The organism is Bacillus cereus group sp. MG20, from assembly GCF_040459885.1.
GTDB classification, from domain to species: Bacteria; Bacillota; Bacilli; order Bacillales; family Bacillaceae_G; genus Bacillus_A; species Bacillus_A cereus.
The window spans coordinates 2,297,360-2,312,291 of record NZ_JARVHF010000001.1 but is presented as its reverse complement, the minus strand read 5'-3'; the positions used below and the strand labels follow the sequence as shown (position 1 = coordinate 2,312,291).

The following is a 14,932-nucleotide window of genomic DNA, read 5'->3' as shown; positions in this document are numbered from 1 at the left end:
TTCATGAGAGAAGCTGTCATTGTTGCGGGAGCAAGAACACCAATTGGAAAAGCAAAGAGGGGTTCATTAAAAACAGTTCGTCCTGACGATCTAGGGGCGTTAGTAGTAAAGGAAACGTTAAAGCGTGCAAATTATGAAGGACCAATCGATGATTTAATTTTCGGTTGTGCGATGCCAGAAGCAGAACAAGGTTTAAATATGGCTCGTAATATCGGCGGACTAGCAGGACTTTCTTACGATGTTCCAGCTATTACAATTAACCGTTACTGTTCTTCTGGTTTACAAAGTATCGCTTACGGAGCAGAGCGCATTATGCTTGGTCACTCTGAAGCTGTATTATCAGGCGGAGCGGAATCAATGAGTTTAGTTCCAATGATGGGACACGTTGTTCGTCCGAATAGTCGCCTTGTAGAAGCGGCTCCGGAATATTATATGGGTATGGGACATACAGCAGAGCAAGTTGCTGTGAAATATGGAATTTCTCGTGAAGAGCAAGATGCATTTGCAGTAAGAAGTCATCAACGTGCTGCCAAAGCATTAGCGGCAGGAAACTTTGCTGATGAAACAGTATCTGTAGATGTGACGTTACGCTCGGTTGGCTCAAACAATAAACTGCAAGAAGAAACAATCATTTTCGCACAAGATGAAGGTGTAAGAGCAGAGACGACGCTAGACATTTTAGGTAAATTACGTCCAGCATTTAACGTTCGCGGTTCTGTAACAGCTGGTAACTCTTCACAAATGAGTGACGGTGCAGCATCTGTACTATTAATGGATCGTGAAAAAGCAGTGAGCGATGGCATGAAGCCACTTGCGAAATTCCGTTCATTTGCAGTAGCTGGCGTACCACCAGAAGTAATGGGAATCGGCCCAATCGCTGCAATTCCAAAAGCGTTAAAACTAGCTGGCTTAGAGCTATCTGATATTGGCTTATTCGAACTAAACGAAGCATTTGCTTCTCAATCGATCCAAGTTATTCGTGAACTTGGTTTAGATGAAGAAAAAGTAAACGTAAACGGTGGTGCAATCGCACTTGGACATCCACTTGGCTGTACAGGAGCAAAACTAACACTATCTCTTATTCACGAAATGAAACGCCGCAACGAACAATTCGGTATCGTAACAATGTGTATTGGCGGCGGAATGGGAGCAGCGGGAGTGTTTGAATTACTATAAAAAAAGTGGAAGCGGTTCGCTTAGAACGAGACGACGCTAAAGCAAAGAATGGAAGCAACAAAGGTTTATAAAAAATAAACGGGAGAGCCAGCTTCTTTCAAAAAGAGAGAAGCTGCTCATGAAAATATGAAGGAGGAAATTTTCATGGAAAAAACAGTAGGAAATGCGGTTAAAGGCGGTAGCTTTTTAGTTGATGAGATTACGATTGATCAAGTGTTTACGCCAGAAGATTTTTCATCTGAGCATAAAATGATTGCAAAAACGACAGAGGACTTTATCGTAAATGAAGTTCTTCCAGAGCTTGAATATTTAGAGCAACATGAATTTGATCGTTCAGTTCGTCTTTTAAAAGAAGCTGGGGAGCTTGGTTTATTAGGCGCTGACGTACCAGAAGAGTACGGTGGGATTGGTCTTGATAAAGTAAGCTCAGCGTTAATCGCAGAGAAATTCTCTCGCGCTGGCGGCTTTGCAATCACTCACGGTGCTCACGTAGGTATCGGATCTTTACCAATCGTATTATTCGGTAACGAAGAGCAAAAGAAAAAGTATTTACCATTACTTGCAACTGGTGAAAAATTAGCTGCATACGCATTAACTGAGCCAGGTTCAGGATCTGACGCATTAGGCGCAAAAACAACTGCACGTTTAAATGCAGAAGGTACACATTATGTATTAAACGGTGAAAAACAGTGGATTACAAACTCTGCATTCGCTGACGTATTTGTTGTATATGCAAAAATTGATGGAGAGCATTTCTCAGCATTTATCGTAGAGAAAGAATACGCTGGTGTATCTACAAGCCCTGAAGAGAAGAAAATGGGTATTAAATGTTCTTCAACTCGTACGTTAATTTTAGAAGATGCGTTAGTACCGAAAGAAAACCTACTTGGTGAAATCGGTAAAGGTCATATTATCGCATTCAACATTTTAAATATCGGTCGTTATAAATTAGGTGTTGGTACAGTTGGATCTGCAAAACGTGCAGTAGAAATTTCAGCACAATATGCAAACCAACGTCAACAGTTCAAGCAACCAATCGCTCGCTTCCCATTAATTCAAGAGAAACTTGCGAATATGGCAGCAAAAACATATGCAGCTGAAAGTTCTGTATATCGTACAGTAGGTTTATTCGAAAGCCGCATGAGCACATTATCTGAAGAAGAAGTAAAAGACGGTAAAGCGGTAGCAGCTTCTATCGCTGAATATGCAATCGAGTGCTCTTTAAATAAAGTATTCGGTTCTGAAGTATTAGACTATACAGTAGATGAAGGTGTTCAAATTCACGGTGGTTACGGATTTATGGCAGAATACGAGATTGAAAGAATGTACCGCGATTCTCGTATTAACCGTATTTTCGAAGGAACGAACGAAATTAACCGCCTAATCGTACCAGGTACGTTCTTACGTAAAGCGATGAAAGGTGAATTACCACTTCTTCAAAAAGCACAAAAATTACAAGAAGAGTTAATGATGATGATGCCAGAAGAAGTAGGCGATGAGCCATTAGCACTTCAAAAGTATTTAGTAACTAATGCGAAGAAAATAGGCTTAATGGTAGCTGGATTAGCTGCTCAAAAATACGGTAAAGCATTAGATAAAGAGCAAGAAATTCTTGTGAATATCGCTGACATCGTAAGCAACCTATACGCAATGGAATCAGCTGTTCTTCGTACAGAAAAAGCAATCAAAACAACTGGTCTTGAAAAGAATAAACAAAAAGTGTTATACACTGAAGTATTCTGCCAAGAAGCATTTAACGAAATCGAAGCAGATGCGAAAGAAACACTTATCGCAGTTGAAAACGGCGACATGCTGCGCATGATGTTATCATCATTACGTAAATTAACTCGCCACACACCACTTAACGTAATTCCGAAGAAACGTGAAATCGCTGCGAAAATTTTAGAAGATGAGCGTTACACAGTTTAATATCTTTAAAGAACAGTAGTCGTTTATACGGCTACTGTTCTTTTTTTTGAAAAAAAGAAATTTTTAGTGACATAAAACTAATACCATTAGTATAATAAAACTAATGGTATTAGTTTTCGTGAAAAGGGAGATGGGACTATGAGGATGATACATGAAAAAACGTTATATCAATTGTCATTTTTGCCAAGAGCGTTTCCTGTAAATTGTTACTTTGTAGAGGAAGATGATGGTTTAACTTTAATTGACGCGGCTTTGCCATATAGCGCAAAAGGTATTTTACAGGCGGCTGAGAAAATAGGAAAACCAATTACTAAGATTGTATTAACACATGCGCATGATGATCACATCGGTGCATTAGATGCATTAAAGGAAGTACTTCCTCATGTTCCAGTCCATATTTCTAAGCGGGACGCAAAGCTGTTAGAAGGAGATACGACGTTACAAAAGGATGAACCGAATATACCGATAAAAGGCGGTGTACCTAAAAAAGTAAAAACGGTACCTGATGTTTTATTAGAAGATGGCGACCGAGTTGGATCGCTTCTTGCAATTATGACACCGGGACATACACCAGGATCCATGTCGTTTCTTGATGTACGAAATAAAGCTCTTATTGTTGGGGATGCATTTCAAACAAGAGGAGGTATGGCTGTTTCGGGACAAATGAAATTTTGGTTTCCGTTTCCAGCGATGGCAACGTGGAGCAAAGAAATATCATTACAAAGTGCACAGAAGCTAAGCGAATATGAACCTTCCTTGCTTGCGGCAGGGCACGGAAAAATGATAAAGAATCCAGGGGCCGTCATAGAGCTTTCTATTAAGGAAGCGAAGCGGAATATAGAAAGTAAGAAAGAGGGGTAATTTATGTCACCGAGAATCGGACTTACATTGCAGAAAATTGTAGAAACAGCTGCAGAAATTGCAGATACAAATGGAATACAAGAAGTAACGTTAGCTTCATTAGCGCAAAGGTTAGGGATACGTTCGCCCTCACTATATAATCATGTAAAAGGGTTACAAGATGTACGGAAAAATCTTGGTATTTACGGAATAAAACAGCTGCATAACAAACTGGAAGAAGCGGCCGAGGATAAACAGATGGATGAAGTAATTCATGCATTAGGAGAAGCGTATGTAGCATTTGTCCGAAAACATCCTGGACTATATGAAGCAACTTTTTTACGAGATGAAGAAGTAAGAAAAGCAGGTGACGAAATTGTAAAGCTTTGTCTTCGAGTTTTACAACAGTATGGCTTAGAAGGAGAGAATGCACTTCATGCGACACGCGGATTCAGAAGTATTTGTCATGGATTTGCTTCGATTGAACAGCAAGGCGGATTTGGTTTGCCGTTAGATCTGGATATAAGTTTACATGTATTATTGGAAACGTTTATTAAAGGATTACGTGAATAAGAAACGAGGCAAACAAAAACCTTAGAAGTGATTCTAAGGTTTTTTAGTGCATATGATTCGAAAAGAGCGGTAGGCTTTTTCTCATTACATGATATTATTTAGTAGGTTTGAAAAATGTGTATATAGCTACGGAAAGGCAAACGAAAATAAAAGCAATAGGATCTTGATATGGACTAGGCTCAGAGCCCTTCTGGATTTCTGTAAGGAAGTCATGTGTTTTCATGTTCATTGCTCCTTTAACTAATAAATTTTATATGATGCGAGAGTTATGGTGGATAGATAAGAAATTTTTGGAATTTCATCTAATAATTATTCTATAGTAATCTAATTCCAAAAACTATATAATACAAAGCTTTCATGATATGTAAAATTGCATATTATTCTTTTTGAAAAAATTGTTATATTATCTATATATTTGTATTAAAGGTTTTTGTTAAGGTAATGAAAACAAATGGAGGAATAGTATGAGAAAAACAGTATTAGACGCGTATAATGCAGAAAGAGAAGTAGATAACATAACATATAAAAATCTAGTTGTAACGATTGCTAGCATTCTAGGGTTCTCACTCTTAGGGGGATTATTCCTTGCTTTAGCCCTTGGAATTTTTGGAGAAGAGGTATTACGTGCTAATTTAGAGGGATATTATTTACTTCTATTTGATGCAGCTGTTGTTACTATTGTTTTATTTGCGTATAAACCAGTGCTTCATTTTATTAAGAACATATGGGATGTATCTATTTTAAAAAATGGGAAAACCTACTTGTATTTATTAATAGGTTTTATCATCATTGCATTAACTCAGTATGTAATGTTAGAGTTGTTTAGCTTTGAAAGTGCAGAGCAGCAACGAGATCAATTAGGGAGCTTAGGACTTCAAAATAGTCTACAAAGTATTATATATGTGTTAAGTGTTGCTATAATTACACCAATTAAAGAAGAAATTTTATATAGAGGTATTTTGTATCGATTTTTTGAAAAGAAATATAGTTTTCTAGTTGGTATCATTATTTCTTCCTTTATCTTTGGGATTCTTCATGGTGGTTTTCCGGTTACGGCAATGATTATGGGGATTGTATTTGCTATGTTATATAAGAAAACACAATCTATTTTACCTAGCATCATTTTACATATTGTATGGAACCTACTTGTGAGTATAAGTATGATTGTTTCTTTATAAAATTGAATGAATATTTAGCATAAAAGATGAATGGCCTAGCTATTCATCTTTTATTTTGTTTATATGTGGGAAAAGTTGATGAATACAATCCAAAAAGAACCAAATACTAATGATGAATGAACAAAGAAAGGCGGGTATGTTATATGCAAAACTTAACAGAGCTTGAAGTAGAAAATTTACGTCATTTAATTGGTGGACACGCAACAATTATTAACAAGTTGGAGCAGTATGCACAGACGTGTACAGATCCACAACTGAAACAAATGCTACAAAAAGATGCGCAAGATGCACGAAATACGAAACAGCAATTAATGACTTTCCTAGGATAGGAGGAAGCGGAAAATGAATGAAAAAGATATGGTAAATGATTATTTAGCAGGATTAAATGCAAGTTTAACAAGCTATGCAAATTATATTGCTCAGTCTGATAATGAACAGTTACATCAAACGTTAATTCAAATTCGTAATCAAGACGAGGCGCGCCAACGTAATATGTATGAGTATGCAAAGCAAAAGAGTTATTACAAACCGGCAGCACCTGCTAATCCAATGATTGTACAGCAATTAAAAAGTCAATTAAGTGCGGAATAACAGGAAAAAGAAGACGAGCGAATTTATTCGCTCGTTTTCTTTTTGTATATGTCAATAAATACATAATAAATATTTTTCCAGTTGTAACAAATATGACGAAAATGGAATATAACAATTCACAAAAAGGACAAAAACTTTGTTCAATATTTCACAAAGTATCCATGGTTTCTATCGTGAGAACCTCTATAATTAGGATTGTAAAGAACAAAAGAAATAGATTATATGATCAATTAGGAGAGATTGCTATGAAAAGACATACAAGAAAAATTGCAATTATCGGTACTGGATTAGTTGGATCAAGTTGTGCGTATTCTATTGTGAATCAAGGTATTTGCGAAGAGCTATTATTAATTGATATAAATCATGAACGTGCAGTTGGGGAAGCAATGGATTTATCACATTGCATTAACTTTACAAATACAAGAACAAAAGTATATGCAGGAAGCTATGAAGACTGCAAAGATATGGACATTGTCATTATTACAGCAGGACCAGCACCAAAACCAGGGCAAAGTCGCTTAGATACTTTAGGAGCGAGTGCGAAGATTATGGAAAGTGTTGTTGGTGGCGTAATGGAGAGTGGATTTGATGGTATTTTCTTACTTGCATCGAACCCAGTTGATATTATTACATATCAAGTTTGGAAATTATCTGGATTACCTAGAAATCGCGTAATCGGTACTGGTACATCACTAGATTCTTCTCGCTTAAGAACAATTTTATCTGAAATGCTACATGTAGACCCTCGTAGTATTCATGGGTATTCATTAGGAGAACATGGTGATTCTCAAATGGTTGCTTGGTCTCATGTAACTGTTGGTGGAAAGCCAATTCTGCAAATTTTAGAAGAACAAAAAGAACGATTTGGAGAAATAGATTTAGATGGAATTGTTGAGAAAACTGCAAAAGCCGGATGGGAAATTTATAAACGTAAAGGAACTACTTATTACGGAATCGGAAATTCTCTAGCATATATTGCAAGCTCAATCTTTAATGATGATCACCGTGTCATTGCTGTATCAGCCATTTTAGATGGTGAGTACGGTGAATATGATATTTGTACAGGAGTACCAGCTATTATTACTAGAGACGGTATAAGAGAAGTTGTAGAACTCAATTTAACAGAGGATGAAGAATCTCGATTCGCAAAATCAAACGATATTTTACGTGATTATATGAAAACAATTGGTTACTAACTTATAGGAGAAGGTGAAACAAATGAAGGAATATATAATGTCTCGTGTATTTAAAGCATCTGCTGGTATCGCACAAGGTATTTTCGTATCCCTCGGAATTGGTTTACTAATCGAAAATATAGGAAGAATTGTTGATATACCATTACTTATTACAATCGGAGTTGTTGCAAAATCACTAATGGCACCGGCAATTGGTGCAGGAATTGCTTTTATGCTCGGTGCAAACGGTCTTGTAATCTTCTCGGCGATGGTAGCCGGAGCGATTGGTGCCGGATCCATTTCAATTACTGAAGCTGGTCTAATTATTAAAACAGGTGAGCCAATCGGTGCATTATTAACAGCAACTTTAGCTGTATATATTGGTAAACGTTTAAGTGGAAAAACTGCTTTAGATATGATGCTCGTTCCATTTGCGGCCATATTAGGTTCTGGTTTAGTTGGTATTTGGTTATCTCATAATATTACTCCTGTTTTAAATGCAGTTGGAGCGTTCATTAAAGATAGCTCAGCTGGTAGCCCGTTTATCGCTTCTATCGTCATTGCAGTAGTTTGGGGACTATTACTTATCTCTCCAGCTTCATCAGCTGCGTTAGCGATCGCACTTAGCTTAGACGGTGTTGCAGGTGGTGCAGCTCTTGCCGGATGCGTTGCTCAGTTTATCGGATTCTCTGTCATCTCAGCAAAAGAAAACAATTTAGGTGGCATATTAGCTCAAGCTCTTTGTACTCCGAAAGTACAGTTGCCAAATATCACTAAAAATCCAATGATTCTCGTCCCAACTGTCGTCGCCAGTGCTATAGTCGGTCCGGTATCCGCATTAATTTTCCAACTGGAAGCAGGAAAAGAAATTGCAGGTCTTGGATTAAGTTCTCTTATCGCACCAATTAATTTAATTTCCAGCGAAGGATGGGAAGTTCTCCCGGCGATGGTAATTACTTATATCGTCATTCCAGTAGCTGTTTCTTATATACTTTACATTGCTCTTAAAAAAGCAGGTCGTATTCATTCTGGTGATATGACTGTACCGCAATCTTAAATTGAACATCTCCTTAATAATAGATAAAAGCAGACTGAGAAGCCACAGTCTGCTTTTTTTTCATGTTACATTCTATGATTTTGTTTTACTGGAACTCTTATTGATTCTTTGGCCAATAAGAGTTGAACGCCGAAGTATAGTATGCTTGCGAGTGTCATTCCAGAAACGGCATCTACAAAGGCATGTTGCTTCGTAAATAGCGTTGATAAAATAATAAGTGTACCGAAGAAAGTAAGGATGTAATATTCAAAAGCATGTTGCTCTCTACGCTTAAAGGCAGCTAACATAATTACAAATGTAGTAAGAACGTGAATGCTAGGGAAACAGTTTACCGGTTGATCGATACTATAAATATAGCGAACTAGTTCAGAAAATACATCTGTTCCAACGACAGTCGGACGCGGTACAGTTGTTTGCCAAAAATAATAAATAGAAAAACAAGCAAGCTTTCCAAAAATAACACTGCTTAAAGTGACATAATATTGCTTTCGGTCAGCGAAGCAGTAATAAATAAGTGCGCCGTATAAGTATGGAAACCAAAGTAAATAAGGAATAATAAATGCTTTTACAAATGGAATCCAATCATCTACTACAGTTGTAACGTCTACTGCGTGAACAGTCGATTTATTTAATACGTCGTAAAGGGGACTTACGAGTACGAGTAGAAGTATATAACTTAACGGAAGAAAAGATGAAAGTTTAAATTTCTTCATGTTGATCTCCTATGTTTAGTAATGTAAGTAAATTCAATTGATTATAATATAGAAACGTGAATTGGGCTATCGATTTTACTTACATTTTCTTGAATTAACCTTACGTTTTTGTCACTTGACTAAAAAGAAGGGTGAGGGTGCTAAATGAAGCGTTTATCATATTTTTTAGTTTTTATATTGTTATGCCTAGTAGGTGCTGGGTGTGCAAAGAATAACGAAGGAGAAAAATTAGAATATAACGGAAGAGCACTCGTAATTGGAGTTGTTGGAGAAAAGCCGAAAGATACGTTTAGGAATGTAAAGTTTGAAAGTATAAAGTTAGAAGAAATGCAGGAGAAATCAGCAAAAGTTGATGGTTTTTTCGTTATGAAAGAATACTTTAAAGAGGCATCAAAGGAGCAGTATACGGACTTATTTTTATCGTTAAAGAAGCCGGTATTTTTTATTGGTTTGCAAGATAGACCGTATTTAATTTTTACTAACAAGGATTTAGATTATGATAATACCCCGAAGGATAAAACGATGACGTATACGCAAGGGTTTGTAAATATGGGGAACCCTGAAGGTCAATATTGGGGTATGGGATTATATAATGATACTGTTTCCGATCGAAATATTCATAATATGTATATAGTCGTATTTCAAACCATTTCGGATTACTTAAGTCGATGATGAAGGAGCCTGTAAAAAAGGCTTCTTATTTTTTAAAAATAAACGTTTGTTTAAGCTGTATGCTCGGTAGAAAGAAACTCATGTAGTTCAAAGGTTAAGAAAGAAAAATGGAGAATTAATCAAACGTTTGTTTAAGCTGTATGTTCGGTAGGAAGAAATCGATGCAGCTCAAAGGTTAACAAAGAAAAATGGAGAATTAATCAAACGTTTGTTTAAGCTGTATGTTCGGTAGAAAGAAACTCATGTAGTTCAAAGGTTAACAAAGAAAAATAAGAAATTAATCAAACACTTGTTTAAGATATATGTTTGGTGCAGAATCTAAAAAAATTTATATATTTATTTTTTTCTTAACAAATGGCGGAAAAATAAGAAAAATTCGCAGGATTATTAAAAATTATCACGAAATAAGTAAAAGTTTAGCGAATAATGGTTTGAAATAATAAAACGTTTTCTATATGATAAAGGTAAAGGTTAGTAAAAAAGTAGGTGAATTTATGACAGTAACATTTTATTCATATCCAAAGTGTGGCACATGTCAAAAGGCAAAGAAATGGTTTGAGGCAAACGATGTAGCATATGAGATGATTCATATTGTTGAAAATCCACCATCAAAAGAAGATTTACGTAATTTACATGAAAAAAGTGAATTACCATTAAAAAAATTCTTTAATACAAGTGGAATGCGTTACCGTGAACTTGGTCTGAAAGATAAGTTGAAAGATGCAAGCGAAGACGAAATGTATGAGCTTTTAGCATCTGATGGCATGTTGATCAAACGTCCAATTGTAACAGATGGAACGAATGTAACACTTGGTTTTAACGAAGAGCAGTTTGAAAGTGTGTGGAAAAAGTACCAATAAGGTATTTTTACATAATTAATACATTCACTGGAGGTACAGTCATGAGCATTCCAAATAATTTACGTTACTCTGAAGAACACGAATGGGTAAAAACTGAAGGTAATGAAGTTGTTATCGGTATCACTCACTTTGCACAAGGTGAGCTAGGTGATATCGTATTCGTTGAACTTCCTGAAGTAGGTGCAACAATCGAAGCTGACGAGCCATTCGGAAGCGTAGAATCTGTTAAAACAGTTTCTGAGTTATACGCACCTGTAAGCGGTAAAGTTGTAGCAGTAAACGAAGAATTAAGTGACCAACCAGAACTTGTTAACGAATCTCCATACGAGGGTGCATGGATGGTTAAAGTTGAACTTTCTGATGCAAGCCAAGTTGAGAAGTTATTAACTGCAGAAAAATATGCAGAAATGACAAACCAAGACTAATTATAGTCGACTAAAGGACAGCCTTTGTGCTGTCCTTTTTTATTTTGTGTAAAATAATGAATGTAGAATCATATACTAATTATCGTGTAGGAGAACGTTTTTTGAAAAAACTTTTTCGTTTAATCTTTATGCAGGTCTAGCCGTTTTTGTTTTTCGTTGTCTAGCTCCAGCGACTAGATTGTTCGGTGGCTTCGCTTCTTCCTACAAGGCAAAAAGCGCCTCTACGTCAGAAGCTCCATCCCCCTCACAATCTAAATGAGCCGCTTGCGCTTTTCATTGTCTAGCTCCAACTCCTAGCCCTTCATGTCTAAGAACCTTCCGCACGAGAAGACAAAAAGCGTCTTCTGTACGGAAGAACCTTAGCCAACAGGGCTAAACAGTCGGTTTCGCTTTTCTTTTGCAAAAATAAACAGGAAACAACATGAAAATAACGAATATACTATATACTAAGTTCAAGGTTGTATAGTATATGGTGATCGGGTGATGACATATGATTTATGTGGAAAAAGTCATTATTGTAGAAGGTACATCAGATAGAAGAAAGATTGAATCTATTATTCGTGAACCAGTGGAAATTGTTTGTACAAATGGTACAATTGGTTTGTCGAAAATGGATGAGCTCGTTGATCAGTTTTTTGATAAGGAAGTGTATGTGCTAGTGGATGCTGATGATGCTGGAGAAAAGTTAAGGAAACAATTTCGAAAAGAATTTCCGCAAGCCGAGCATATCTATATTGATCGCTCGTACCGAGAAGTGGCAACTGCGCCATCTACACACTTAGCAAATGTATTATGGGGAGCCGACATTGACGTTTATACAGAATATTTACGGTAAGGAATGATAGAAGTGATTGATTGGACAGGAGCCGAAGCTACAGCCCTAATAGAGAATGAAGAAAAAACAGTGTTATATGTATATACTCCAATGTGTGGAACATGCCAATTAGCAAAAAAGATGTTAACAGTCGTTGAGATGACAATTGAAGGCCTCAAAATTGGGATGTTAGATTTAAATTATGCTCCGCATTTAGCGAAAGAGTATGGGATTGAAAGTGTACCTTGTTTACTTGTTTTTGAAAATGGGACACTGATGAAGAAGATATATGCATTTCATTCGGTTGAATATTTATATACGGAATTAAAGTAGGCGGCAAAATTTTTGCCGCCTCGACATATTTCTTGGGAAATATGTCGAGATGCAGGATGGATACAGTATTTGTCGAGCGAAAATAACAGGATTGCTCTTTAGTGAGAGGGAATGGTATGTAATAGAAAGTGATATGAAGGATGTGATTTAGGGTGAGATTATATTCTTTGCTTCAATCATTTGTAAATTACGCTAATGGTCAATATCATTTAGAACCACTTTTAAGACAAGAAGAAAAAACTGTTAATTTCCGCTTTAGAGATGAAAGTTGTTCGTTACAAATTTCAAGAGATTATATAGAGCTGGTACATGAGGAAAGAGGAACGGAACAAATCATTTGCTTAGACGAAAAGGATATAGAACAATTGGTGAATGGAAATGTACGATTGCAAATGTTAATGAATGATGGACGTGTACAATATTCAGGAACGTACCGAACGATGTTATTAGTGGAATCGATGTTTCATATATGTAAACCGATGTCAGTAGGTGCTTAAAATTCTGAAGTTTCATTTTTTACGAAAATTTCTGTTGACATGGTGAGTGTATATTGATACAATTCAAGTCATAAAATATAGACAATTTCATAAATTTCAAATCAGACGAAAATTGAATCTGATTTCTCTTATCAAGAGAGGTGGAGGGACTGTGCCCTGTGAAGCCCGGCAACCGTCAACTTATGTTGAAATGGTGCCAATTCCTGCAAAGCGAATGCTTTGAGAGATGAGAGAGAGGGATAATGTTGTTATATACGCATATAAACCTTTCTGCTTCTCTAAAGCAGAAAGGTTTTTTTATTGTTTGAATGTGGAGGACATTCAAATAATAAAAGTAGTTATAACGGTGGACTACACGCATCAAAAATAAAAATTGCGAGGTCTATCTAAACAAAAAAGGGGTGAACATCATGATTCTGTTAGAGAATGTAAAGAAAATATATAAGGCGAAAAGCGGTGATGTCACTGCTGTAGATAACGCCAATTTAAAAATAGAAAAAGGCGAAATATTTGGTGTTATCGGATATAGCGGCGCTGGGAAAAGTTCTTTAATCAGATTGTTTAATCAGTTAGAGAAACCGACTTCTGGCCAAATTACAATTGCGAATCGTGTTATATCAGCAATTACAGGAAGTGAACTTCGTAAGGCAAGGCAAGAAATCGGAATGATTTTTCAGCACTTCAATTTACTTTGGTCACGAACTGTACGTGAAAATATAGAGTTTCCACTTGAAATTGCAGGTGTTGATAAAACGAAGAGAAGAAAACGTGTTGATGAATTAATTCATCTTGTTGGATTAGAAGGAAGAGGAGACGCGTACCCATCTCAGCTGAGCGGGGGACAAAAACAACGCGTTGGGATTGCAAGAGCATTAGCTAACAACCCACAAGTACTTTTATGTGATGAAGCAACGTCAGCTCTTGATCCAGAAACGACAGATCAAATTTTGGATTTACTATTAGACATTAATAAGCGCCTTGGTTTAACAATTGTACTCATTACACATGAGATGCACGTAATTCGAAAGATTTGTAATCGAGTGGCAGTAATGGAGAGAGGAAAGATTGTAGAAACGGGTCCAGTACTTGATGTATTCCGTAATCCGAAGCAAGATATTACGAAACGATTTGTACAGCAGTTAACAGATTCTGAAGATACAAATGAAACGATTGAAAGTTTAATTGAAAAATATCCAGATGGAAAAGTGATTCGTTTGCAGTTTATCGGTGAGGCTGTAGAAAGACCAGTGCTTCAACGATTGATGCAACGCAGTGATATAGAAGTTAGCATTTTGCAAGGAAATATCGCACAAACGAATAACGGTTCTTACGGTAGTTTAGTTGTTCATTTAAATGGTGAGGAAACAGCGATCCAGCAAGCAATAGAAGGAATTCATCAAGATCAAGTAGAGCTGGAGGTGATTGCACATGGATAAGTTACTCGCAAATGTTGATTGGAATCAAATGTTAGAAGCAACTGGTGAAACGTTATATATGACGGCAATCGCAGCTCTTGCGACATTTGTTTTAGGACTAATTTTAGGATTGTTACTCTTCATGACAGCGAAAGATAATTTATGGGAAAACAAATCAATTAATACGGTGATTGGAGCATTCGTAAACATATTCCGTTCTATACCGTTCATCATTTTAATTATTTTATTAATCCCATTCACAAAGATTCTTCTTGGAACAATTCTTGGAGCAAGTGCAGCGCTGCCAGCTTTAATTATTGGAGCGGCACCATTCTACGCGAGAATGGTTGAAATCGCACTTCGCGAAATTGATAAAGGTGTAATTGAAGCTTCAAAAGCAATGGGAGCAAAAACAAGCACAATTATTTTAAAAGTATTGATTCCAGAATCGTTACCAGCATTAGTATCTGGTATTACAGTTACGACAATTGCTTTAGTAGGCTATACAGCAATGGCGGGAGTTGTTGGTGCTGGTGGTCTTGGAACACTTGCTTACTTAGAAGGATTCCAGAGAGGGAATAACGATGTAACAATCGTTGCGACAATTTGTGTATTACTAGTTGTATTTTTAATTCAGTGGATTGGTGATAGTTTAACGACTCGAATAGATAAACGATAATAAAA

Annotated in this window: 18 protein-coding genes and 1 riboswitch; of the genes, 17 read left to right on the top strand and 1 reads right to left on the bottom strand. The window is 36.5% G+C overall.

Features of this window, described 5'->3' with window-relative positions:
• Nucleotides 1-3 precede the first annotated feature (3 nt).
• From QCI81_RS11995 to QCI81_RS11955, 9 genes are all read left to right on the top strand, one after another.
• Nucleotides 4-1,176 (top strand): acetyl-CoA C-acetyltransferase, encoded by a 1,173-nt coding sequence (locus QCI81_RS11995; protein WP_001206331.1) that lies wholly within the window; start codon nt 4-6, stop codon nt 1,174-1,176.
• Nucleotides 1,177-1,320: 144 nt separating this feature from the next.
• A complete protein-coding gene (locus QCI81_RS11990) occupies nt 1,321-3,105 on the top strand; it encodes an acyl-CoA dehydrogenase family protein (protein ID WP_000416293.1) in 1,785 nt (594 codons plus the stop codon).
• A 138-nt stretch (nt 3,106-3,243) separates the two neighbouring features.
• Nucleotides 3,244-3,966, top strand: a complete 723-nt coding sequence (locus tag QCI81_RS11985) for an MBL fold metallo-hydrolase (RefSeq protein WP_098852448.1) — start codon at nt 3,244-3,246, stop codon at nt 3,964-3,966.
• Nucleotides 3,967-3,969: 3 nt separating this feature from the next.
• Nucleotides 3,970-4,518, top strand: a complete 549-nt coding sequence (locus QCI81_RS11980) for a TetR/AcrR family transcriptional regulator (protein ID WP_098361537.1) — start codon at nt 3,970-3,972, stop codon at nt 4,516-4,518.
• Between the two features lie 464 nt (nt 4,519-4,982).
• Complete coding sequence (locus tag QCI81_RS11975) at nt 4,983-5,696, top strand: CPBP family intramembrane glutamic endopeptidase (RefSeq protein ID WP_001232991.1); 714 nt, start codon at nt 4,983-4,985, stop codon at nt 5,694-5,696.
• Nucleotides 5,697-5,839: 143 nt separating this feature from the next.
• Nucleotides 5,840-6,025 (top strand): hypothetical protein, encoded by a 186-nt coding sequence (locus QCI81_RS11970; protein ID WP_001180555.1) that lies wholly within the window; start codon nt 5,840-5,842, stop codon nt 6,023-6,025.
• A gap of 13 nt (nt 6,026-6,038) precedes the next feature.
• Complete coding sequence (locus QCI81_RS11965; protein WP_001002981.1) at nt 6,039-6,287, top strand: spore coat protein; 249 nt, start codon at nt 6,039-6,041, stop codon at nt 6,285-6,287.
• 245 nt (nt 6,288-6,532) lie between these two features.
• On the top strand, nt 6,533-7,483 hold the full coding sequence (locus tag QCI81_RS11960; RefSeq protein ID WP_061457847.1) for an L-lactate dehydrogenase: 951 nt from the start codon (nt 6,533-6,535) through the stop codon (nt 7,481-7,483).
• A gap of 22 nt (nt 7,484-7,505) precedes the next feature.
• Nucleotides 7,506-8,519 carry a PTS sugar transporter subunit IIC gene (locus QCI81_RS11955; protein WP_000666168.1) on the top strand — a complete coding sequence of 338 codons (1,014 nt, stop codon included), beginning with the start codon at nt 7,506-7,508 and terminating at the stop codon, nt 8,517-8,519.
• Nucleotides 8,520-8,584: 65 nt separating this feature from the next.
• Here the strand turns inward: QCI81_RS11955 and QCI81_RS11950 are convergent, their stop codons facing one another.
• On the bottom strand, nt 8,585-9,232 hold the full coding sequence (locus QCI81_RS11950; protein WP_000713773.1) for a phosphatase PAP2 family protein: 648 nt from the start codon (nt 9,230-9,232) through the stop codon (nt 8,585-8,587).
• A 144-nt stretch (nt 9,233-9,376) separates the two neighbouring features.
• On the opposite strand from QCI81_RS11950, the gene QCI81_RS11945 reads away from it, so the two are divergent.
• From QCI81_RS11945 to QCI81_RS11910, 8 genes are all read left to right on the top strand, one after another.
• Nucleotides 9,377-9,904, top strand: a complete 528-nt coding sequence (locus QCI81_RS11945; RefSeq protein ID WP_000826910.1) for a hypothetical protein — start codon at nt 9,377-9,379, stop codon at nt 9,902-9,904.
• 494 nt (nt 9,905-10,398) lie between these two features.
• Nucleotides 10,399-10,764 (top strand): arsenate reductase family protein, encoded by a 366-nt coding sequence (locus QCI81_RS11940; RefSeq protein ID WP_000218968.1) that lies wholly within the window; start codon nt 10,399-10,401, stop codon nt 10,762-10,764.
• Between the two features lie 41 nt (nt 10,765-10,805).
• A complete protein-coding gene (gene gcvH, locus QCI81_RS11935; RefSeq protein WP_000026896.1) occupies nt 10,806-11,189 on the top strand; it encodes a glycine cleavage system protein GcvH in 384 nt (127 codons plus the stop codon).
• Between the two features lie 490 nt (nt 11,190-11,679).
• Nucleotides 11,680-12,024 carry a toprim domain-containing protein gene (locus tag QCI81_RS11930; protein ID WP_000640870.1) on the top strand — a complete coding sequence of 115 codons (345 nt, stop codon included), beginning with the start codon at nt 11,680-11,682 and terminating at the stop codon, nt 12,022-12,024.
• 3 nt (nt 12,025-12,027) lie between these two features.
• Complete coding sequence (locus QCI81_RS11925; protein ID WP_002025020.1) at nt 12,028-12,336, top strand: thioredoxin family protein; 309 nt, start codon at nt 12,028-12,030, stop codon at nt 12,334-12,336.
• A 152-nt stretch (nt 12,337-12,488) separates the two neighbouring features.
• Nucleotides 12,489-12,833 (top strand): hypothetical protein, encoded by a 345-nt coding sequence (locus QCI81_RS11920; RefSeq protein WP_001242140.1) that lies wholly within the window; start codon nt 12,489-12,491, stop codon nt 12,831-12,833.
• A gap of 125 nt (nt 12,834-12,958) precedes the next feature.
• A riboswitch (SAM riboswitch) is annotated at nt 12,959-13,066 on the top strand.
• 177 nt (nt 13,067-13,243) lie between these two features.
• Nucleotides 13,244-14,269 (top strand): methionine ABC transporter ATP-binding protein, encoded by a 1,026-nt coding sequence (locus QCI81_RS11915; protein ID WP_071731087.1) that lies wholly within the window; start codon nt 13,244-13,246, stop codon nt 14,267-14,269.
• Nucleotides 14,262-14,927, top strand: coding sequence for a methionine ABC transporter permease (locus QCI81_RS11910; protein ID WP_000359401.1), 666 nt, complete (start codon nt 14,262-14,264; stop codon nt 14,925-14,927). The genes QCI81_RS11915 and QCI81_RS11910 overlap by 8 nt, the downstream gene beginning before the upstream one ends.
• Nucleotides 14,928-14,932 lie beyond the last annotated feature (5 nt).

Bases quoted from the DNA above. Each gene is read 5' to 3' on its own strand.
- QCI81_RS11995 (WP_001206331.1), top strand. From the start codon at position 4: ATGAGAGAAGCTGTCATTGTTGCGGGAGCAAGAACACCAATTGGAAAA.
- QCI81_RS11955 (WP_000666168.1), top strand. From the start codon at position 7,506: ATGAAGGAATATATAATGTCTCGTGTATTTAAAGCATCTGCTGGTATC.
- QCI81_RS11910 (WP_000359401.1), top strand. From the start codon at position 14,262: ATGGATAAGTTACTCGCAAATGTTGATTGGAATCAAATGTTAGAAGCA.
- QCI81_RS11950 (WP_000713773.1), bottom strand. From the start codon at position 9,232: ATGAAGAAATTTAAACTTTCATCTTTTCTTCCGTTAAGTTATATACTT.
- QCI81_RS11965 (WP_001002981.1), top strand. From the start codon at position 6,039: ATGAATGAAAAAGATATGGTAAATGATTATTTAGCAGGATTAAATGCA.
- QCI81_RS11925 (WP_002025020.1), top strand. From the start codon at position 12,028: ATGATAGAAGTGATTGATTGGACAGGAGCCGAAGCTACAGCCCTAATA.
- QCI81_RS11985 (WP_098852448.1), top strand. From the start codon at position 3,244: ATGAGGATGATACATGAAAAAACGTTATATCAATTGTCATTTTTGCCA.
- QCI81_RS11975 (WP_001232991.1), top strand. From the start codon at position 4,983: ATGAGAAAAACAGTATTAGACGCGTATAATGCAGAAAGAGAAGTAGAT.
- QCI81_RS11970 (WP_001180555.1), top strand. From the start codon at position 5,840: ATGCAAAACTTAACAGAGCTTGAAGTAGAAAATTTACGTCATTTAATT.
- QCI81_RS11960 (WP_061457847.1), top strand. From the start codon at position 6,533: ATGAAAAGACATACAAGAAAAATTGCAATTATCGGTACTGGATTAGTT.
- QCI81_RS11990 (WP_000416293.1), top strand. From the start codon at position 1,321: ATGGAAAAAACAGTAGGAAATGCGGTTAAAGGCGGTAGCTTTTTAGTT.
- gcvH (WP_000026896.1), top strand. From the start codon at position 10,806: ATGAGCATTCCAAATAATTTACGTTACTCTGAAGAACACGAATGGGTA.
- QCI81_RS11940 (WP_000218968.1), top strand. From the start codon at position 10,399: ATGACAGTAACATTTTATTCATATCCAAAGTGTGGCACATGTCAAAAG.
- QCI81_RS11930 (WP_000640870.1), top strand. From the start codon at position 11,680: ATGATTTATGTGGAAAAAGTCATTATTGTAGAAGGTACATCAGATAGA.
- QCI81_RS11980 (WP_098361537.1), top strand. From the start codon at position 3,970: ATGTCACCGAGAATCGGACTTACATTGCAGAAAATTGTAGAAACAGCT.
- QCI81_RS11915 (WP_071731087.1), top strand. From the start codon at position 13,244: ATGATTCTGTTAGAGAATGTAAAGAAAATATATAAGGCGAAAAGCGGT.
- QCI81_RS11945 (WP_000826910.1), top strand. From the start codon at position 9,377: ATGAAGCGTTTATCATATTTTTTAGTTTTTATATTGTTATGCCTAGTA.